At 60.6% G+C, this 19573-nt stretch carries 16 protein-coding genes; 8 read left to right on the top strand and 8 right to left on the bottom strand.

Going from position 1 to position 19573, the window contains the following annotated elements:
- The first annotated feature begins 124 nt into the window (after positions 1 to 124).
- The 5 genes from FH041_RS08620 to FH041_RS08600 all read left to right on the top strand — a co-directional run bounded on the left by FH041_RS08620 (position 125) and on the right by FH041_RS08600 (position 5557).
- Complete coding sequence (locus FH041_RS08620; protein ID WP_140174398.1) at positions 125 to 2425, top strand: fatty acid cis/trans isomerase; 2301 nt, start codon at positions 125 to 127, stop codon at positions 2423 to 2425.
- A gap of 108 nt (positions 2426 to 2533) precedes the next feature.
- Positions 2534 to 3568 (top strand): acyltransferase, encoded by a 1035-nt coding sequence (locus FH041_RS08615; protein WP_027914644.1) that lies wholly within the window; start codon positions 2534 to 2536, stop codon positions 3566 to 3568.
- Between the two features lie 58 nt (positions 3569 to 3626).
- Positions 3627 to 4211, top strand: coding sequence for a Fe-S biogenesis protein NfuA (nfuA, locus tag FH041_RS08610; RefSeq protein WP_023536208.1), 585 nt, complete (start codon positions 3627 to 3629; stop codon positions 4209 to 4211).
- Between the two features lie 251 nt (positions 4212 to 4462).
- Positions 4463 to 5071, top strand: a complete 609-nt coding sequence (locus FH041_RS08605; protein ID WP_027914645.1) for an SCO family protein — start codon at positions 4463 to 4465, stop codon at positions 5069 to 5071.
- Positions 5072 to 5557: a copper chaperone PCu(A)C gene (locus tag FH041_RS08600; protein ID WP_027914646.1), complete on the top strand. Its 486-nt coding sequence runs from the start codon at positions 5072 to 5074 to the stop codon at positions 5555 to 5557.
- A 34-nt stretch (positions 5558 to 5591) separates the two neighbouring features.
- On the opposite strand, the gene FH041_RS08595 is transcribed toward FH041_RS08600, so the two are convergent.
- The 8 genes from FH041_RS08595 to FH041_RS08560 form a co-directional block, all read right to left on the bottom strand.
- Positions 5592 to 5819, bottom strand: coding sequence for a hypothetical protein (locus FH041_RS08595; RefSeq protein WP_027914647.1), 228 nt, complete (start codon positions 5817 to 5819; stop codon positions 5592 to 5594).
- Positions 5820 to 5889: 70 nt separating this feature from the next.
- Positions 5890 to 6723 (bottom strand): AraC family transcriptional regulator, encoded by an 834-nt coding sequence (locus FH041_RS08590; RefSeq protein WP_027914648.1) that lies wholly within the window; start codon positions 6721 to 6723, stop codon positions 5890 to 5892.
- Positions 6720 to 7034 carry an AzlD domain-containing protein gene (locus FH041_RS08585; protein ID WP_049696178.1) on the bottom strand — a complete coding sequence of 105 codons (315 nt, stop codon included), beginning with the start codon at positions 7032 to 7034 and terminating at the stop codon, positions 6720 to 6722. The genes FH041_RS08590 and FH041_RS08585 overlap by 4 nt, the downstream gene beginning before the upstream one ends.
- On the bottom strand, positions 7034 to 7723 hold the full coding sequence (locus FH041_RS08580) for an AzlC family ABC transporter permease (protein ID WP_027914650.1): 690 nt from the start codon (positions 7721 to 7723) through the stop codon (positions 7034 to 7036). Before FH041_RS08580 ends, FH041_RS08585 begins: the two co-directional genes overlap by 1 nt.
- A gap of 119 nt (positions 7724 to 7842) precedes the next feature.
- Positions 7843 to 8517, bottom strand: coding sequence for a sel1 repeat family protein (locus tag FH041_RS08575; RefSeq protein ID WP_219858017.1), 675 nt, complete (start codon positions 8515 to 8517; stop codon positions 7843 to 7845).
- A 169-nt stretch (positions 8518 to 8686) separates the two neighbouring features.
- Positions 8687 to 9754, bottom strand: a complete 1068-nt coding sequence (locus FH041_RS08570) for a hypothetical protein (protein ID WP_027914652.1) — start codon at positions 9752 to 9754, stop codon at positions 8687 to 8689.
- 36 nt (positions 9755 to 9790) lie between these two features.
- Entirely contained in the window at positions 9791 to 10420 is a 630-nt protein-coding gene (locus FH041_RS08565; RefSeq protein ID WP_028686959.1) for a LysE family translocator, read from the bottom strand.
- Between the two features lies 1 nt (position 10421).
- The gene (locus FH041_RS08560) at positions 10422 to 11210 is read right to left on the bottom strand and encodes a YqcI/YcgG family protein (protein WP_033736753.1); all 789 of its coding nucleotides are present in this window, start codon (positions 11208 to 11210) and stop codon (positions 10422 to 10424) included.
- A gap of 158 nt (positions 11211 to 11368) precedes the next feature.
- Between FH041_RS08560 and FH041_RS08555 the strand changes: the two genes are divergently transcribed.
- The 3 genes from FH041_RS08555 (at position 11369) to FH041_RS08545 (ending at position 19374) form a co-directional block, all read left to right on the top strand.
- Positions 11369 to 12289 carry a LysR substrate-binding domain-containing protein gene (locus FH041_RS08555; protein WP_027914655.1) on the top strand — a complete coding sequence of 307 codons (921 nt, stop codon included), beginning with the start codon at positions 11369 to 11371 and terminating at the stop codon, positions 12287 to 12289.
- A 163-nt stretch (positions 12290 to 12452) separates the two neighbouring features.
- Positions 12453 to 14813: a DNA polymerase II gene (locus FH041_RS08550; protein WP_088523011.1), complete on the top strand. Its 2361-nt coding sequence runs from the start codon at positions 12453 to 12455 to the stop codon at positions 14811 to 14813.
- 82 nt (positions 14814 to 14895) lie between these two features.
- Positions 14896 to 19374, top strand: a complete 4479-nt coding sequence (locus FH041_RS08545; RefSeq protein ID WP_168199528.1) for an NEL-type E3 ubiquitin ligase domain-containing protein — start codon at positions 14896 to 14898, stop codon at positions 19372 to 19374.
- Positions 19375 to 19573 lie beyond the last annotated feature (199 nt).

Below are 19573 nucleotides of genomic sequence, written 5' to 3'. Positions count from 1 at the left end.
TTTTTAGGGGTGTGCCCGGTTTTCATGAAATATGTTCATGTTGCCAACCCTTCATCCCAGCTATTAATACAAGCATTGCCAATTTTTCATTGCCTTGGCTGCACATAATCAGGACATCCCGCACATGGTGCATCGTATGCTTGCCGGCCTCACTGCCCTGTTGATCAGTGGCGCGGTGCTCGGGCAAGGTCTTCAACCAGCTCCAACCATTTCCTATACCCGCGATGTCCAGCCGATCTTCACCGAGAAGTGCGTCGCCTGCCACGCCTGCAACGACGCCGCCTGCCAGCTCAAGCTCGAGGGCGCCGAAGGTGCCGTGCGCGGTGCCAGCAAGGTGCCTGTCTATCAGGGCGAACGCAGCAAGGCCGTAGCGCCCACGCGATTGTTCTATGACGCCCATAGCGAGGTCGAGTGGCGCAAGAAAGGCTTCTATTCGGTGCTCGACAATCAAAGCGGCCAGGCCGCGCTGATGGCACGCATGCTCGAACTGGGGCACAAGACGCCGCTCACCCCAAATGCCAAGGTACCGGATGAGATTGCACTTGGCCTGAACCGCAACAACATGTGCCCGTTGCCCCATGAGTTCGATGCTTATGCCGGTGTGCATCCCAAGGAGGGCATGCCGCTGGCCGTGACCGGCCTGACCGACCAGGAATACGCGACACTGCGTGGCTGGCTGGCGGCGGGTGCGCCCGTCGAGTACCAGGCGATCAAGCCCAGTGCCAGCGAAGCCCGTCAGATCGCCGAATGGGAAGCGCTGCTCAATCGTCCAGGGGCTTCAGAAGCCCTGGTGGGGCGCTGGCTGTACGAGCACCTGTTCCTGGCCCACATTCATTTTACCGGGGGTGAGCAGGGGCACTTTTTCCAATGGGTACGCTCGCGCACGCCCAGCGGGCAGCCTGCCGACATCATTGCCACGCGCAGGCCCAATGATCCGCCCGGCACAGCGTTCTTCTATCGCCTGATTCCCGTGCAGGGTGTGATCGTGCACAAGACTCACATCACTTACCCCCTCGGGCCGCAAAAACTCAAGCGGGTCAAGCAGCTCTTCTACGCCGGCGATTGGCAGGTGACCACGCTGCCAGGCTACGGCCCTCGGCACCGCGCCAATCCCTTCGAAACGTTCGAGGCGATCCCGGCGGTGGCGCGCTACCAGTTCATGCTCGACAACGCCGAGTACTTCGTGCGCACCTTCATACGCGGACCGGTCTGCCGTGGGCAGATTGCCACGGACGTGATCCGCGACAACTTCTGGGCGCTGTTCCAGGAGCCGGCTTTCGATCGCTACGTCACCGATGCCCGTTACCGTGGCAAGGCCACGCCCTTGCTCGCCATGCCAGGTCAGAACGATGACGTGGGCAGTGTGCTTGCGTTGTGGCGCGCCTATCGCGACAAGCGCAACGAGTACGAGAAACTGCGCCGTGAGGCCTACGCCGATATGCCGGCCCCGGGCTGGTCGACATTGTGGACGGGCAACGACAACGCGTTGCTGAGCATCTTCCGTCATTTCGACAGCGCGACGGTGACCAAGGGCCTGGTGGGGGACGTACCCCTGACGATGTGGCTGTTCGACTATCCCTTGCTGGAACGCACTTACTATCAGTTGGCGGTCAACTTCGACGTCTTCGGCAACCTGTCGCACCAGTTGCAGACGCGCCTGTACTTCGACCTGATCCGCAACGGCGCCGAGGTCAATTTCCTGCGCCTGATGCCGGCTGAGGCGCGCCAAGACATCCTGAGCGACTGGTATCAGGACAGCGGCAAGATAAAGATGTGGCTCGACTATGAAAACATCGACGCCGATACGCCGAGCGGCCTTGCCTTGAGCCCACGCGATCCCAAGCGCGATTTCGGTATGCAGTTGATCGCGCGTACCGCCAGCATCAATGCCTCACCCGATCCGATCAACCGCTGCCAGGGGGCGTATTGCTCGCGCCCGCAGATGAGTGAAGAGTTTCGCAACGCAGAGCAGTCGCTCAGCCGGCTGGTCTCGCGTCCTGCAGCCGGGTTGAAAGTGATCAATCAGTTGCCTGAGGCGACACTGCTGCGCATCGAAGGGCAGGGTGGGCAGCGGCAGGTCTACACCTTGATGCGCAACCGGGCGCACAGCAACGTGGCATTCCTGCTGGGCGAGGCTTATCGTTACCAGCCGGGCCTCGATACCCTGACCTTGCAGCCCGGGGTCATGACCAGCTACCCCAACTTCATGTTCAACGTGCCAGCCGCCGAAGTACCGGTTTTCGTCGATCTGATGAGTCAGGCCAAGGATGATACCGCTCGCTTCGAGCGCATCGTAGAGCGGTGGGGCATACGCCGTACCCATCCGCAATTCTGGCGTTACTTCCATGACCTGAGCGCGTTCATTCTGGAAACCGACCCCGTGGAAACGGGCGTGCTGGACATGAATCGCTACGAAAACCTCTGATCGGGGCGCGCTGACCTTTCGCGCCCTCCTGCGGTCCCAACCCATGAGTGGCACCGGCAGCTGCGCTGCAGCCGGTGCCTGAATGCACCGGCAAACGCAGGGTACTTCATGCTGTATTCGCTTCAGGCACTTCGTGCTTTCGCCGCCTGGGTGGTCGTCTGCCACCACTTCATGCAGGTTTTCTTCGACTTTCACGCCTCCGGCCCCGTCGGCCAATTGTTCACTGACCGGGGTGCGGTGGGCGTGGATATCTTCTTCGTCATCAGTGGGTTGGTCATCTACCTTTCGACCTGCGACAAGCAGGTTGTCCCGCATCAGTTTGTGCTCAACCGCGTGCTGCGTATCGTGCCAGCCTACTGGTTCTACTCAGCGTTGATGGCCTTGATGCTGCTCGCCTTCAGTCAATGGATGCCGCATCAGGTATTCACCTGGCAACACCTGCTGCGTTCACTCTTTTTCATACCAGCAGAAAACCCAGGTGGTTACGGTATGTACCCTACCTTGAACGTTGGCTGGACCCTAAACTTCGAGATGATGTTCTACCTGCTGTTCGGGATGGCGTTTCTCGTAAGCCGGCGCCTGCATTTACTGGTGGTCGCCGGCCTGTTGGTAGGGGTGAGTGAAATCCTGGGGCGCCTGGGCGTGGTCAGTCACTTCTACAACAACGACATCGTCTATGAGTTTCTGCTGGGCATTGGTATAGGTGTGCTTTACCGCCGTGGCCTGGTCCGTCAGGGTATTTGGGTCCCGATGGGGCTCCTGGCCGTAGCCGCGTTGGCCATCTATCAGCTCGACGCGTCCCAAAGGCTGCTGCATTGGGGCCTGCCAAGTGCAATGGTTGTCCTCGCCTTCATCGCCATGGAGCCACTGTTCAAGGGTAATCGCATCCTCAAGGCGCTGGGCGACTGCTCGTATTCGGTGTACCTGATCCATGTGCTGGTCCTGCACCTGGGCTGGTTTGCCAGTCAGCAACTGGGGCTGGACCCGTACCTGACATTCGCCCTCTGCGTGCCTTGCATTGCCACCCTGTCGTGGCTCAGTTACCAGTGGATCGAGCGCGGGCTGTACCGCTGCATGCAGGCCTGGATGCAGGCACCGAGCGCGCAGGCGCAGCCGTATGTGCTTTCCCGAGTCAAATACTAGGACTTTGTTAGAGGGCTGCGTTGGCGTACACTGACGCGCAAGTCTGTGAGGAACCTACATGAGCGCTATAACCATTACCGACGCCGCCCATGACTACCTGGCCGATCTGCTGTCCAAGCAGAACACGCCCGGTATCGGCATTCGTATCTTCATCACCCAGCCGGGTACCCAGTACGCCGAGACGTGCATCGCCTACTGCAAGCCGGGCGAAGAGAAGCCTGATGACACTGCTGTGGGCCTCAAGAGCTTCACCGCTTACCTCGATGCGGTCAGCGTGCCGTTCCTGGAAGACGCGCTGGTGGACTACGCCACCGACCGCATGGGTGGCCAGTTGACCATCAAGGCGCCTAACGCCAAGGTGCCCATGGTCAATGAAGACAGCCCGATCAACGAACGCATCAACTACTATCTGCAGACCGAAATCAATCCTGGCCTAGCTAGCCATGGCGGTCAGGTCAGCCTGGTGGATGTGGTCGACGAGGGCATTGCAGTACTGCAATTTGGCGGTGGCTGCCAGGGTTGCGGTCAGGCAGACGTTACCCTCAAGGAAGGCATCGAGCGCACGCTTCTAGAGCGTATCCCCGAGCTCAAGGGCGTGCGTGACGTGACTGACCATAGCCAGAAAGAAAACGCCTACTACTAGTAGGGCTTCCGGGTTGCGCCGAGCTGGAATCGGACTTGGCGTGGGCCCTGTAAGCCGACGTGCCGCTTTGCGCTAGCAACAAACTGTTACGTTTGCAACCTCTGCGACAATTGGCCGCTGCCTGTATTCAGCGGCCTGGAGAGGTAATCGCCGCCGGTGGGTAGAAGGGACATGGGGGGCATGCCAGAATGCGCCGGTTTTCTGGCCGGCCCGTCCCGAGTGTCGGCACCTTCCCTGTAAAGGATGGTTTCATGAATGATCTTCTGACCCGGCGTTCAGTCGTCGCCGGCATGGGCGTTCTTGGACTTGGCCTGCTGGCAGGTTGCAGTCCGGCGCGTGGGCTTGAGTTCAAGTACGGCAAGAACATGAGCAATGAAATCCTTGGGCGAAAGTTCTCGCTGCGGGATCCACAAGGCAACGTCCGTACCCTGTCAAGCTTCTATGGCAGCATGCCGATGGTCTTCTTCGGCTTCACCCAGTGCCCGGCCATCTGTCCGACCACCCTGGCGCGAGCTGCTCAAATTCGCAAACTGCTGCGCGGCCGTGACCGTGATCTGTTCCAGGTGGTATTCATCACGCTCGATCCAGAGCGCGATACGCCGGAAGTGCTCGATGCCTACGTCAAGGCGTTCGACCCGACCTTCACCGCGCTTACCGGCACGCCTGAAGAAATCGACGCCGTGGCCAGGGAGTTCAAGGTGTTCTACGAAAAGGTCCCGGCCGGCGACACCTATACCATTTCCCATTCGTCCACCAGCTACGTCTACGACACCCGTGGCACCCTGCGGCTGAGCCTCGGGCATTCCCTGACAGCCAAGGAATGTGCCGAAGACCTGGTTACCCTGATGGAGATCTGCTGAATGTCATTGCAATCCGTTAAGCGCGGCCTGGCGGCCTTGGTCCTGCTGGGCATCACTGGGCCGGTACTGGCCCAGACCACCGTCAGCGAAGCGTGGGTGCGCGCCAGCGTGCCTCACCAGCAGTCGACCGGCGCATTCATGACCATTACCGCCAGTGGCGACAGCAAGCTGGTCAGTGTCGCCTCGCCTGTGGCCAAGACCGTCCAAGTACATGAAATGACCATGAACGGGGACGTCATGGGCATGCGTGAGGTCAAGGCGGTTCCGCTGCCGGCCGGCAAGCCCGTCACCCTGGACCCCAATGGCTTGCACGTAATGTTGATGGGCTTGAACGATCAGGTAAAGGAAGGCCAGCAGGTCCCGCTGACCCTGACGGTGCAAGCCGCTGATGGCACTACCGAGTCAGTCGCCGTGCAAGCTCAGGTACGTGCGCTCACTGCCCAGGCGCCAGGTGAGCATGATCATATGCACATGGACCACCCGTAACACTCAATGGGGCTGCTTTGCGGCCCCAGCAAGGTCAACTGCGAAATTTCGGCAGTGGCCTGTCCAGCGTCAATGACGTCAGTGCTCGGCGCACACGTGCTTCGTCAGCTTCCAGGGCCTTCAGGCTCGCCCTTATCTTACCGGCCGCCGGCAGGTCGCCCTGTCGGTCGATCCAGTCTGCGATCTCCTTGCAGGCGGTGCTTAGGCACGCTTGCCGCTGATTCATCAGTGACAGAAGGGTGGTGATCTCTCTTTCAGACATGACGGCTCCTCCTTTCAGCCTTTTAAGTGTAGCAGCGCCACGGCCAACCGACTGCGCCGCGTTGACGCACTCAAGCGGCGAAACAGGCTAACCGATAGGCCCCCGGGGTGATGCCATAGGCTTGCTTGAACTGCCTGTTCAAGTGGCTCTGATCGGCAAAACCCAGGCTGAACGCCACTGCCGCAGGCGGCTGCCCCTGCTTGAGCAGTTCCCTGGCCCTTACAAGACGTCGCTGTTTGAGCCAGGCGTGAGGGGGCATGCCCGTGGCCTGGCGAAACACCCGTGCGAAGTGAAACGGCGACAGGTTGACGGCAGCCGCCAGCAACTCCAGCGACGGCGGGTCGGCCAAGTGGGCTTCCAGCAACTCCCGGGCACGTACAACAGCGCGAGGCTCTTGACCTGGGGCAGACAGTTCGGCCAGGCGACCGTGGCGTTGAACCAGCGCCAATACCGCCTGGCGCCATACGGTTTGTTGATGCAGTGCGCTGGCGCTGCTCTCGGACAGTTGATGCAGTTGGCTGAAGGCGCTGGCAAGGCCAGGGTCGTGGATCACGCTATCGCGAAAGCGCGGCATCCCCGCATGGCCCAGTTCCAGTTCATCGAGCACGCCGGTTACGCGCTCATGTTCAGGGTAGAACCCGCGATAGCGCCACCCGGCTTCGTGGGCCTTGGCACCGGTGTGCAGTTCGTCCGGGTTGATCAGGACCATGCTGCCAACGGGGGCAAGGTGCTCGCTGCCTCGGTGCCAGAAGCGCTGGGCACCGGACTCGATGACCGTGAACACATAGCCTTCATGCACATGGGGTGCGAACCGCTGTTGCACATACCGGGCGTGCAGCATTTCCACATCGCCCAGCGCCGGTGCCTGCCATAGGTGCGTTTGCTCACAGGTCGTGGCGTTCATGAGAGGACACTTCGCAGGACGAAGAAAATCAACATGCTCAACAGCATGCTCAGCATCACGTTGCGGGTCAACCACACCAGTGCGGCGGCCACCACCGCCCCCAACAGGTAAGGGTTCAGCGGTTGCAGGTTGAGCGTATGCCCCGGCATGAAGATGATAGGCCCGCAGATGGCCGTGAGCATGCCCGGCACCGCAAAACCCAAAAATTGACGCGCATTGGCGCTCAGCCGCAACGGTAAGCGCGGTTCGAGAAAAGCATAGCGATTGAGGAAGACCACTACGCCCATGCCGATGATAAGCAGCCAGGTCATCACACAACCCTCCCAAGCTTCTGGCACGCGAAACCGGTGCCCATCCCAAGCAGGCCAGCGCTGACCAAGGCCGTTTCCCAATGCCAGTGGCTGAACAGTACTGAGGCGCCCAGTGAAACGGCGACACAAGCCAGGGTAGGCAGATTACGTACCAGGGGCGTGATCAGGGCGACGAACGTGGCGACGATTGAGAAGTCCAGGCCTAGCTGATCAAGGTGTGGAATGCTTTTCCCCAGCACGATTCCGGCCCAGGTGAACAGATTCCATGCAACGTAGAATGTGAAGCCTATGCCCAAGGCATACCAGCGATTGAAATGCTGGTGGTCGTGCCGACTGGTCAGGGCAAAGAACTCATCGGTCAGCAGAAATCCAAGGCCCAGGCGCCAGCGCAATGGCAAAGGGGAGAGCGCTGGGCGCATCGACAACCCGTAAAGCAGGTGCTGTGAAGTGAGTAACAAGGTCGTCAGGAGTATGGAGGCCAGGCTGGCACCGCTTTTGAGCATGCCGATGGCCACCAGTTGCGCGGCGCCGGCAAAGACGATCGCCGAGAGCCCTTGGCCTTCCCAGGCGCTGAGGTTGGCTGCGATGGCCATGGACCCGGCCAGCAGGCCCCAGGGTGCGACAGCAAGCGACAACGGCAGGATGGCGATGGCGCCCTGCAGGAAGGCGTGGCGTGCGATGGACGGCATAGGTATGGGCATCTGGACAAGGCAGGCCAGCATGCCAAGCCATCACAGGCGATGGCTTGAACGTTCTTGCTCTCTTGTCACCCGCTTGGTGCGCCGCGCCCAGACCCGCGGCGGGTGGGTCAGGGCCGGCTGGTCAAATGCTGCTGCGCCGTGACACAGCCGTTGGTCTCTACGGCTTTTTGCAGCAATGAGTGGCGGTGTTGCGGATCGAGATCACCCAGCAGGCGGTAGACCTCAGCCTGGTAATCGCGCTGACGTCCCCACAGCATCTCAAGGCCCTGGGGTTGACTGCGGCTGCAGGCCATGCGGGTGGCAGGCTGGGGGTAGTAAGGCGCATAGAGGGTTGCCATGCTGGGTACGGCCTCCAAAGCGGCGCGGTACTGGGCACTGGCGTTGTAAGGTGGGCACCAGGTGGCGATGGCAGGCGCAGCCGGCGCAAACCCCTGGTCGAGGCTTGCCTGGAGCAAAGGGCAGGCAGCGTCGGGTATTTGCGCGGCGGGCAAGTAAGTCATGTAATAGAGCGCCAGACGGTACTGCGCGACTGGGTGACCGAGTGCGACCGACTTCTTGAGCAGTGCCACCGCAGTCGGCAAGGTGTGTGCCATGGCCTGCCCCTGACGACGCAGCTCTGGGTCGCTACCCAGGGCCGTTCGCAAGACGCTTTCATCCTCCTGGGTATCGGCCTGTTCCAGAAGGGGCAATGCCTGGCGGTAGAGCAGATCGGCATGGGGGTCGATGGACACTTCCAGTGCATGCCCCGCCGCAGGTGCCAGGGCGGCCAGTACCAGTGCCATTTGTGGCAAGCGACTCACAGGCTTGCCTCGCAAGTTGCCAGGCAAGGATGGACGGCTTCTCTATTCATGACAGTCAAGCGTACGCCTCAGGCAATCGGAACGACAGGCTATTCTAGCCATGCAACAGGCCGGTCCGAAAGACCACCCGACGATTGTCAGTCAGACACGCTTACAGTGTGCTTGCGCGCTGCGGTTTTTCCTGGGCAAGTCCGAGCTTGGCCGTTATCACTTTAGCCAACGCAGTCTGTCCCAAATCGTTGAGGTGCAGGCGATCAATGAACAGGTCCGAACCGAAGGCTGGGGAGCTGTCGAGCATGCAGTTCATGTCGTAGCAGGGCACCGGCGCGGCCTGTTCACGAATGCGGCGAAAGAATGCCGCGTGTACCCTGCGATCGAAAACGCCTTCGAGCAAGCGGTCGGTGCTTCCCGGCGTTTGCTGGAGCGCGCTCAGCATGGCCTGCTCACCCGCTGGCAGACTCTCGCGACACCAGTGCACCAGGGGCTGAAGGATGAAAGTGAGGGTGGTATGGGCGCTGCCTAATAGCCGATCCCATTGCTGCACTGCGCGAGCGATATGGTCGGCTGCCTGGGTCATGCGTTTTTCTGCCGGGGACAGTGCTTCGATAGACTGATGAGGTCGAGGCGCGGCGGCCGGCGGTGCCAGCACCTTGGTCAACCGCTGCCAGAGGGTCAGGCCAGGCTGTGATGCTGCCTGGACTTCCTCTGAGCCGGCCACGGACGTTTGCCAGTCATTGCTCTGTTGAGGTTCAGGTGAGCAGGCAGTGATGTCCCAAAGCGCTTCGTGCGCCAAGCTGTTGAGCCCGCTGAGTATGACCACATGTCCCAGCGGCGCCAGGCGGTGCTCGTGGGTAAGGAACAGCAGCAGCTCCTGGCTCGCATCCAGCCCGCACCCGGCCAGGCTCAACCAGATTTCTCCGGTCAGCACCGAGAGCTGCGAGGCGACCGTGTGTTCATCCGAACTGGCGCCGATGCCCATGGCCACCGACCCCCCGACCAGCAGGTTGAGACGCGTAGTGCCGTTGCGTTCAGCCACCGAAAACCGCCGGCCGTTGCAGTAGCTGTAGCGCAGGCCCAGGGCGTCGGTGTTGACGACGGCCGAGCTGAACCCGGTTTCGTGCACCCGAACGCGTTGAGTGGCGCACTGGGTGGCCTTGGCAAGCAGCTGTTGGTACTCAAGCTGCAAAGGCGAAAGCCCTTGGCGACTGGCTGTAGACATCTGGTCTCCTGGCAAGGCACCGCGTCAGGCAAGGTGCTAGGCGGTTAGCTCCCTGAGGTTGTACAAAAGCCCGCCGATGGCGATCAACAGCAATGCCACGCCAGACGCAAGGCTGATGAATCGATGGCTGCGTGCTGAGGCAATCTTGCCGATGGCAAAGATGTAAAGACTCAGCACGGCGAAGTCGATAACGATCCATAGCAGAGAAAGCACGACCATGCTCTTGCCGAACGACTCGGTAATCTGGATGAACTGCGGGAAGAAGGCGATGAAGAAAATGATGTCCTTAGGGTTGGAGATGCCCACCATGAAGCCTTGCCAAAGACCCCCGCGGCCCGCGGGCTTGGCCATATCGGGCTCGTGGTTGGGATGCGGCGCCTTGAGCGCTTCCCTGAGCGTGCCCACGGCGATGTAGCCGATGAACAGGCAACCCAGCAGGCTCATGGCGCCAAGCCATGCCCTGTCAATGGCTGCGCTGGTAAGAATGATCCAGGCCGCTGCTCCGATCAGTACCAGTGAGGCCCAGTTGGTGCCCAGGGCCGTGAAAATGGCCTTGCGTGAGCCCGAAGCGGCTGCGGTGTTGACGATCAATGCCACGACCGGACCTGGAGTGGCGATCAGCAGCAGGACGGTAAGGGCGTAGGTGGCAGTCAGGGCGGTATTCACGTCATTTCTCGATGATGTTGTCGGGGGTGGCAGACACGGCGGTCCTGGCATGGAAAGGGCAGCGCGCCGGGTTCAACGAACCGGTTTCCTGCAACTGGTACTGCATCCACTCGAAATTATCCGCTTCACCGAAGAAACCGAGGCTTTCAGGTACTAACCCGTCGTTGTAGTGGCCGACCCGTTGACGAATGCGCTCGCGGATGCGCTGGCCGCTCTGGGTGGCGACATTGGCCACTTCGTCGAAGTTCTCTCGGGGGTTGATGACGAATGTGATGTGCTTGCCCAGGTTGCGGCTTTTCATCTGCTCGTGGCCCGGGAAATTCATGTTGATGAACAGCGCCATGCCGGCAAAGCAGAACGACCAGCCGCTGTCGGCGGGGTCGGCTGGCACTGTCTGGGGCCAGGGATTCGGATCCCGAGCATGAACGCCTTGCAGCACCTTCCAGGCAAGCGCCTGCTGTTGGGCAAGCGGCATGTCGGTCACCGTTTCGAGAAATATCACCAACGGGTGGCCGATACGTAGCTTGGGCGCAACCGGATCCATCAACCGGACATAGCTGGTCAGCCCTTGAGCGATGTCATCCGCCAGCTGTTCGGCGCGGGCGAAAAGGACATAGCACGTCTGCGCATTGACTGCCTTGCGCCCGAACAGGCAGGGGAATTCCGGATTGGCAAGGGTCTGGCGAAAGTGTTGCAGGGTAGCGATTGTCCAGTGTGTTTCGATGCACTCATGTTCGAGGGCCTGCTCAAACGCATCCAGGCGGTAGCAATGTCCATATCCCGTAAACATGGTTTCCCCGAGCTTCAAATGATGAACGATCCACGCAGATTCAGGCAGGATTTAGGTTATGTATGTTTTTTCACTGCATTTTCTAGCACTGTCGGCAGGTTGTAAAACGCGTGAAATTATGAGCTACTATTAGTCTTGCTAATACTCAGGAGGCGTCAATGTCGGAAAGGATTCAGGCCTTGCATGCACTGCGTGCGTTCGAGGTTGCGTCCCGCTATGGTTCATTCACCAAGGCGGCGGAAGAGCTCGCACTGACCCAAGGCGCAGTCAGTCACCATATCAAGACCCTGGAGGGCATGTTCGGCTGCGATTTGTTCGAGCGGCGCGGGCCCAAACTGAGCCTGACCGAGCATGGGCGCTTGCTCTCTCAAGAGCTCAAGGTCGGCTTCAAGATCATTGAGAACGCTTGCTCGCTTCTGCGCCAGGACCGCTACGGCCTGCGTCTGAAGGCGCCTTCAACGCTCACCGTGCGTTGGTTGCTAAGGGCACTGGATGGCTTCAAGAAACACGAAGACACCTGTTCGGTGCAGTTGTCGAGCGTGTGGATGGACATCGACAGCGTCGATTTCTATTCCGAACCCTACGACTGCGCCATCTTGCTGGCCAACGGTCGGTTCGCTGCCGATGTGGAGAGTTGCCGGCTGTTCGACGAGTGGCTCATACCGGTGTGCCACCCTGACTACATGGAGCAGGCGCAGCCTGTGCTGTCGGACCTGAACCGTTGCGAACTGCTGCATCCCTCGCCGGATCGGCGCGACTGGCGGCGCTGGCTGGCGCGGATGGAGGCCCTTGATGTCAGCATCGACCAAGGCCAGGTGTTCGACACGCTCGATCAAGGTATCTCCGCCGCTCAGCAGGGCCTGGGCATCTCCGTGGTCGATCTGGTGTTGGCCAGTGCCGATCTGGCAGCCGGGCGCCTGGTGACACCTTTCAAGCAAGCCGTGGCAACTGGGGATGGCTACTACATGACTTGGCTGAAAAACAGCCCCAAGGCCCGTCAGATGCAAAAGTTGCGAGATTTTCTTCTCGGTCAAGTGCCTCCACTGGTGCTCAAGGACATCAACTACCTGTACAGCTGAATTCACTACACCGCACAGGGTAAGCGCGACCCGTCCACCGACGGTGGAGGTTAGACGCTGGGGCTTGGTTGCCGGCGCAATCATGTCGTCTCGCAGGCAAGGCCAGGTGCGCCTGGAGCGACCCGTTACATTCGTCATCATCAACAACGCAGAGGGCGCGGCGGTGGATTTGCAGCAGGGCTTCGTCCTGACCCGGCACTGGTACGACACGCAGGCAGGTACGTGCGTGGAGCTGTGGCTGGCTACCGATCAGGGCCCCCGGCAAGTGCGACTGGCGCCCCAGATCAATGTGGCGTTCGTCCCTCAGGCGCAACAAGCGCACGCGCAACGGTTGCTGGCCGACGAGCCGGATGCAGAGCTGCGCCCGCTTGGATTGAAGACATTCGATCAACGCCCAGTAATGGGCCTGTACTGCCGTCAATACCGGCAATTGCTTCAGGTAGAACAACGGCTGCGCGCCGCAGGTATCGACGTCTACGAGGCCGATGTCAGGCCACCGGAGCGCTACCTCATGGAGCGTTTCATTACGGCCCCCGTGCAGTTCGCTGGACGCCTGGATGAGCAGGGCGTGCTCTGCGATGCCCAGCTCAAGCCGCACGGCAGCTACCGTCCATCGCTGCGCGTGGTGTCGCTGGACATCGAAACCACCGAGCGGGGCGAGTTGTACAGCATCGCCCTGGAAGGCTGTGGGCAGCGCCAGGTGTACATGCTCGGCCCACCCAACGGTGACCCTCGCGAAGTTGACTTCGACCTGCACTACTGCGCCGATCGCAGTGCGTTGTTGCACTGCCTGAACCACTGGATAGCGCGCCACGACCCGGACGCGATCATCGGCTGGAACGTGGTGCAGTTCGACCTGCGCCTGCTGCATGAACACGGCAAGCAGCTGCAAGTACCCATGCACCTGGGCAGGGGGGGAGCGGCCATGACCCTGCGCGCGTCAGGTAGTGGTGGCCATGTCTTCATTGATGTGCCCGGCAGATTGGTGATCGACGGCGTCGAAGCGCTGCGCTCGGCAACGTGGAGTTTTCCATCGTTCAGTCTTGAAAATGTCGCGCGAACCCTCTTGGGTGACGGCAAGGCCATCAGTACGCCCTACCAGCGCATGGATGAAATCAATCGCATGTTCGCCGAGGACAAGCCTGCGCTGGCGCGCTACAACCTGAAGGACTGTGAACTGGTCACACGCATCTTTGCCCACACCAGGTTGCTGGAGTTTCTACTTGAGCGCGCGTCGGTCACGGGCCTGGCGGCAGACCGCAGCGGTGGCTCGGTGGCCGCCTTCTGCCACTTGTACATGCCTCACATGCACCGCCAAGGCTACGTCGCGCCCAACCTGGGCAGCCGCCCCGACGAAGCCAGTCCCGGCGGTTTCGTCATGGATTCACGACCTGGGCTGTACGATTCGGTACTGGTGCTGGACTACAAGAGCTTGTACCCCTCGATCATCCGCACATTCCTGATTGACCCTGTCGGCCTCGCCGAGGGGCTGCAACAGCCAGATGACACAAACGCGGTCGAAGGCTTCAGAGGGGCGCGTTTCTCACGCACACGTCACTGTCTGCCAGCGATCGTCGAACGTGTGTGGCGCGCCAGGGAACACGCCAAGCAGGATCGCAATGCGCCATTGTCCCAGGCGCTGAAAATCATCATGAATGCCTTCTACGGGGTGTTGGGCTCAAGTGGCTGCCGGTTTTTCGATGCGCGACTGGCCTCATCGATCACCTTGCGCGGGCACCAGATCATGCGCCAGACCCGCGCCTTGGTCGAAGCCCGCGGGTATGACGTGATCTATGGCGATACGGATTCGACATTCGTCTGGCTCAAGACCGGCCATGATGAGGCGGCGGCCGAGCAGATCGGCAATGCACTGGTGCGCGAGGTGAATCAATGGTGGCGCGAACACCTGCGCCAGACGCTCGGCCTGGAGAGTGCGCTTGAGTTGCAGTTCGAGACCCATTACCGGCGTTTTCTCATGCCCACCATACGCGGCACCGAGGAGGGCAGCAAAAAGCGCTATGCCGGCCTTGTTCAGCGTGCCGATGGCACTGAAGACATGGTGTTCAAAGGGCTGGAATCGGTACGCACCGATTGGTCGCTGCTGGCCAGGACCTTCCAACAGCAGCTCTACCGACGCATTTTTCGCGGCGAGCCTTATCGCGAATTCGTTCGCGAGTACGTCGGCCAGATGCTCGCTGGAGAGCACGACGCTTCGCTTGTATATCGCAAACGCCTGCGCCGCCCGCTGGCGGAGTATCAGCGTAACGTGCCACCGCATGTGCGGGCCGCACGGCTTGCCGATGACTATAACCGGGAACTGGGTCGCTCGCTCCAGTACCAGCGCGGAGGCTGGATCAGCTACCTCATGACCACTGCCGGGCCCCAGCCTTTGGAGAATCGTCGTGCCCCCATCGACTATGACCATTATCTGTCGCGCCAACTGCAGCCGGTCGCCGATGCGATTCTTCCCTTTGTGGGTGATCGCTTTTCTACGTTGATCGATGACCAGATGCTGCTGTTTTGATCGTGAGGTAGTACCCCGTCGCCGCAGGTATGTATGTCGTCTCGCTAACCTCCCGTGCAAAATCACTTCACGGGAGCAACTGATGGACACCGCACTCACTGATCAACAGCTGGCGGAGCAGGCCTGCCAGGATGGCCTGATCGCTGCTCGCTTGCCGGCCTGGCTCAAAAAGCTCGATAAGGCATTCATTGCCCAGGCAGGCCAAGCGCTGAACAGCAGCCTGAAATGCCGCCAGCGTCTGGCCGCGCGGTGGGGATTGATCGAAGGTGTCGAGGCATTCGCCAAGCCCCTGCTGGAAAAATCCCTGAGCGCTCGTTTCGGTATCACCCAGGGCGTGGACCAGTTGTGGTTTCGCAATGCTTACGAGGTACCGCTCGCCACTTACTTCCCGATACGGGTGCCCTTGTACGAACGCCACTACTACCAGATACCGCTGCTTGAAGCCGTCTTGCGAAATTTTACCGCTGAACAGACGCAGCCCCAGGTCTTGCCGCCGATGGCTGGCGTGTTCGACGCGGCAGGTAACTCGGTGCCCAGGCTTAGCGCCGCTCGGTTTGCCCAGTTGACCCGGGAACTGGATCTGGGTGGGCTCTATCAACAACACTTGTCTGCCCATCTAGCGTCGGCCTCCATGCAAGCGCTACTAGGTGAGCTGAACCGGCACGAAATGGTGCTTGATGCATTCAAAGCCAATGCCCAGGGCGTGTTCGCTCCCGGCGAGCTCGAACTGTTGGTCGATTTGTGGCAAAGCGGCAGGCTGGGACGCCTGCACGGCAATCGAGTACTTCCTAAAAGCTTGCAGATTATGGATTGTCCATTGCAGCAGATTCTGGTGCTGGATGTGCGGGACGAATCGTTGGCACCTTTCTACACGTCGAGCAAGCGTGTGCTGGTGTATATCCCGGGTGACCCGTTTGGAGCCTGGAGCACAGCCGATAATCTGGAGCGCTTTGAACGCGCTGTGCTCAACGCACGCTTGCGCCAGCCTGCCTATCAGCAGTTTTTTGCGCGTTTCATTCGACGTCGTGATAGCCAACGATTCTTCAGCCAGCTCGCGTCGGCTTTCTATGAAGACATACCGATCTGGGCAACAGCTGACCTGTACCCGGTAGCAAGCGCCTTGTCGGAGCCTGTGTTCGAAACCCTCGCCCGCAGCCGCGTTGCACACGTAATGGACGATGCCGCAACGCTGGCGCCTCCGGTCAACGCGTTGGATCGGGCCATCGGGCGCGCGCATGAGAAACGCCTGGCAGTCGAGGGCTGGACGTTGCTGGGGCTGGCCAGTTTCTGGCTACCTGGGTTGGGCCTGGTATTGCTTGCCGTGACTGCCTGGGAGTTGATGAAGGAGGTGTATCACGGGGTAGACACTTGGCACGAAGGCGAGACGGAGCAGGCTATGGACCATATGACCCATGTGGCCGCTCAAGTTGCATTGATTGGAGTTACCGCGGGAGCGGGTTATGGTTTGGCCCAGGTGTGGAAACGCTCGACGTGGGTAGATGGTCTGGTCCAGTCCAACGTTGAGGATGGGGGCGCGCGCCTGTGGTCCGAGGACCTGGCGCCCTTTCGAAGCTCCCCGCCACCTGTTGAAGCGGTGGCAGATCATGAGGGGATCAGCCGCCAGGATAGCCGCGCATGGATCCGCATGGACGGCCACACTTACCCGGTGCAGCAACGCACGACGGACGAGCAGTGGCAGCTGGTGCCGCGCGAGGGTGTAGGTCCTCTTTTACAGCACAACGGTGCAGGTGCGTGGCGGTTGTGGAGTGAGTCTCCCCTGGATTGGTCGACCAGCCATTACCTGTTCAGGCGCCTGGGCGAGCCGATGGCTGAACTCGACGACACGCGAATCGAGCAGGTCATGGCCATTCACGCGCTCGACGATGACCAGCTACGCGGTTTGCATTTTCGCGGCGCCGACCTCTTGCCAGCGCTGATCGATACCAGCCGCCGTGCGCATCTTGCTCAGCGTACCGAGAACCTGCTGATGCAGTTGCGCACTGGTGTTGTAATCGAAGATCAGAGGCTGCTTGCGCAGGTTGTGCAGCTGACCGGTGGCGAGGGCCTGTCTTCTTCGGATCTGGCGGCGCAGCTCGATGCACGACGGTACGAGGTCATGCAGCACCTGCTTGATCAGCAAATGTCTCCTTCCAGTCAGGATATCCAGGCTTTGCAGTGCGTATTCCCACGCTTGTACCCCAGTGCGGCACAGGCGCTGCTGGCCAATGCGAGCAGTGTCGACCTGCAACGTCTGCGTCGGACGGGTCGCGTGCCATTGCAACTGGCCGAAGCTGCCCGTGAGCGCAGCTCGCACATTCGTGTGCAGCGCGCCCTCGAAGGCCTGTACTTGCGGACGTCGCAGGATACGGACTTGGCCAAGCTGGTCCTGAAATTGCTCGACTATCGAGTTGGAGGCATCGGTAATGTGCGGTGGCGCCTGTTGAGTGCGCAGTTCAACGGCGTGCAACTGACCAGTGCCGGAGAAGGGGATGTCGAGCTACAGCTGTTCCATGACACCCAAGGCTTCAGCGTAAGAAACGCCTTTTCGCAGGAAATCTGCCCTCCCGGGGACCTGTTCGAGGTCATCGTGAATGCCTACGATCAGGCCCAACTGACAACCATGGGGCTGCATGCGCCTTTCGCCGAAAGTTTGCGCCAGGAAGTCGCTGCGCTTGCCCAGGTTCACCGGGCAGCGCTGCCTGAGCTCCTGGGCATCGCGACTCGCGGCCGCTGGCAATTGCCCACCCGCTTGGCCGACGGCCGCGTGGGTTACGTGCTCAGTGGACGTGGCGGGCGCAGGCCCAACCCCTATCTGCGAAGGCTGAGGTTCCTGTACCCCACCTACACCGATAATCAACTCGACGAGTGGCTGACTGATGCGCGTTCGGCAGCAGGAGGCATCGAGGCGCGGCTGCAGTGCCTGGAGGATCAGTACCGGACGCTCAACATGCATTTGCGTACGTGGGCCAGGCAAGGCTCAAGTCATGCCGAGCGTCAACGTCGCCGGACGCTGGGAAGAGCCTTGCGCAATTGCTGGCAGCACGTGCTCGATGAGGGCATGCACGGCGACAGTCTGATTCTTGCCTATCGTTGGGACATGATCGGCATTCACACCGAAAGTCTACCGGAGCTGCCGCCCCAGATACGGTTTGATCATGTGTATTCGCTGTCGCTGCGCGACGCCAGCATCCGCTACCTGCCTGAAAGCTTTCTGGGTGCGTTTACCAGTGTCCGGTCGCTCGAGCTTCCCGATAACCAGATCTCTCGGATCCCCCAGGCGCTCTTGCAGATGGAACATCTGTGGACGCTGAACTTGGCGCACAACCAGGTGGTGCTGGACGCGGGGCAGGCAACCATTCTCGGTAGCTGCAGCCATTTGCGTTACCTGGATCTCTCACGCAACCCGTTGGGCAGGCCCTTTTCGGTGGGCGGGCTGACATGCCTGCACGAGTTGCGTATAGCAGGCGCCGGCCTGCGCAGCTTGCCTTACCAACTGCTCGAGAGCACTTCGCTGCGAGTGGTCGACTTGCGCGACAACCTGCTTACGGCATTGCCTGAAGACTTCTATGAATCGCGCCTGTGGGTGGAGGGGGAGGTCCACCTGGGCGGTAATCCGCTGTCGGCTGTTGAGCGCGAACGGCTGGAGCAAGCGTTACTCACAGCGGCTACCCGCGCCCGTGATCGAGCGATGGTACTGGTGCGGCTGAACTGGATGGATGCGATCGGCCTGGCCCAGCGCACGGAACTGGGCACCTGCTGGGAACACCTGCAGGCCATGGAGGGCAGCGGCGAGTTCTTCGGTCTGCTCGAACGCCTGATGGAAACAGCGGATTTTCAGCACCGCACAGGCGCGCGCTATCTTGCCGGCCGAGTCCTGACATTGTTGGGGGCCATGCGTGATTCGAGCGACTTGAGGATGGCGATGTTCAGCGACGCTGAGCAACTGACCTGTCAGGACAGCGTGGCATTGCGTTTCAGCGATCTGGAAGTGCGCCTGCGGGTCTGGCAGGCCGAAGTCCAAGCGCAGCAAGGTGAACGAGAGCAGGTGCTGTTGCACCTAGGGCGGCAGCTGTGGCGTTTGGATGAAGTCGAGCGTGTGGCCATGGACGACGTGCGCTGGCGACAGGCCGATGGTGCCGATCCTGACGAGATCGAGGTGGTGCTGGCTTACCGCCTGGCGCTACGCGAGCGCCTTGACTTGCCCATTTTCACCAGCGGCATGTCATTCAGGGCGGTGGCCGGGGTCACCGAGACGCATATCGAAGGAGCAGCCAGGCGCGTGTTGCAAGCAGAAACCAGCGAGCAACTGGCCAACTCCCTGTTGGACAGGGAATTCTGGTGCAGTCACGTGCGCCGCTTGCATGCACAACGTTTCGACGAGATGAACGCACCTTTTCATGCACGGCTGGAGGCTGTGCAAGAGGCTGCTGATCTGAGCGAACAGCAGGTGTTACAGCAGACGGAAGAAATTTCGCAGCAACGCCAGGCGGCCGAACGGGCGCTTCTGCTGGACATCACGCGTCAGGCGCTGGACAGCGCGGCCGAGCCCCTTCAACCCTAGGAACAGGAGCGCCGTCGTGCCGGAGCAGGGTGAGCGTGTTGAGCTATGCTCGTAGGCATGCACGAGCCATGTAAGGCGCCACATAGCAGGGTGACACCTCCAGTTACTTTTGAGTTGCGCCTTGCCGGGTGGGTTGGTTTAGGCTCCTGCGTCGGATCTTTCTCCAAGGTCCGTAGTCTTTGTTTGATCGAGAGAATAA

Origin of the sequence: Pseudomonas sp. SWI7 (assembly GCF_006351945.1) — a bacterium.
In the GTDB taxonomy this organism is placed as follows: Bacteria; Pseudomonadota; Gammaproteobacteria; order Pseudomonadales; family Pseudomonadaceae; genus Aquipseudomonas; species Aquipseudomonas fulva.
Note: the sequence above shows the minus strand (reverse complement) of the source record. Positions and strands in the feature narration are given on the sequence as shown.

Excerpts from the sequence above, each read along its gene's own strand:
- FH041_RS08620 (WP_140174398.1), top strand. The coding sequence starts at position 125 with ATGGTGCATCGTATGCTTGCCGGCCTCACTGCCCTGTTGATCAGTGGC.
- FH041_RS08615 (WP_027914644.1), top strand. The coding sequence starts at position 2,534 with ATGCTGTATTCGCTTCAGGCACTTCGTGCTTTCGCCGCCTGGGTGGTC.
- nfuA (WP_023536208.1), top strand. The coding sequence starts at position 3,627 with ATGAGCGCTATAACCATTACCGACGCCGCCCATGACTACCTGGCCGAT.
- FH041_RS08605 (WP_027914645.1), top strand. The coding sequence starts at position 4,463 with ATGAATGATCTTCTGACCCGGCGTTCAGTCGTCGCCGGCATGGGCGTT.
- FH041_RS08600 (WP_027914646.1), top strand. The coding sequence starts at position 5,072 with ATGTCATTGCAATCCGTTAAGCGCGGCCTGGCGGCCTTGGTCCTGCTG.
- FH041_RS08595 (WP_027914647.1), bottom strand. The coding sequence starts at position 5,819 with ATGTCTGAAAGAGAGATCACCACCCTTCTGTCACTGATGAATCAGCGG.
- FH041_RS08590 (WP_027914648.1), bottom strand. The coding sequence starts at position 6,723 with ATGAACGCCACGACCTGTGAGCAAACGCACCTATGGCAGGCACCGGCG.
- FH041_RS08585 (WP_049696178.1), bottom strand. The coding sequence starts at position 7,034 with ATGACCTGGCTGCTTATCATCGGCATGGGCGTAGTGGTCTTCCTCAAT.
- FH041_RS08580 (WP_027914650.1), bottom strand. The coding sequence starts at position 7,723 with ATGCCGTCCATCGCACGCCACGCCTTCCTGCAGGGCGCCATCGCCATC.
- FH041_RS08575 (WP_219858017.1), bottom strand. The coding sequence starts at position 8,517 with ATGGCACTGGTACTGGCCGCCCTGGCACCTGCGGCGGGGCATGCACTG.
- FH041_RS08570 (WP_027914652.1), bottom strand. The coding sequence starts at position 9,754 with ATGTCTACAGCCAGTCGCCAAGGGCTTTCGCCTTTGCAGCTTGAGTAC.
- FH041_RS08560 (WP_033736753.1), bottom strand. The coding sequence starts at position 11,210 with ATGTTTACGGGATATGGACATTGCTACCGCCTGGATGCGTTTGAGCAG.
- FH041_RS08555 (WP_027914655.1), top strand. The coding sequence starts at position 11,369 with ATGTCGGAAAGGATTCAGGCCTTGCATGCACTGCGTGCGTTCGAGGTT.
- FH041_RS08545 (WP_168199528.1), top strand. The coding sequence starts at position 14,896 with ATGGACACCGCACTCACTGATCAACAGCTGGCGGAGCAGGCCTGCCAG.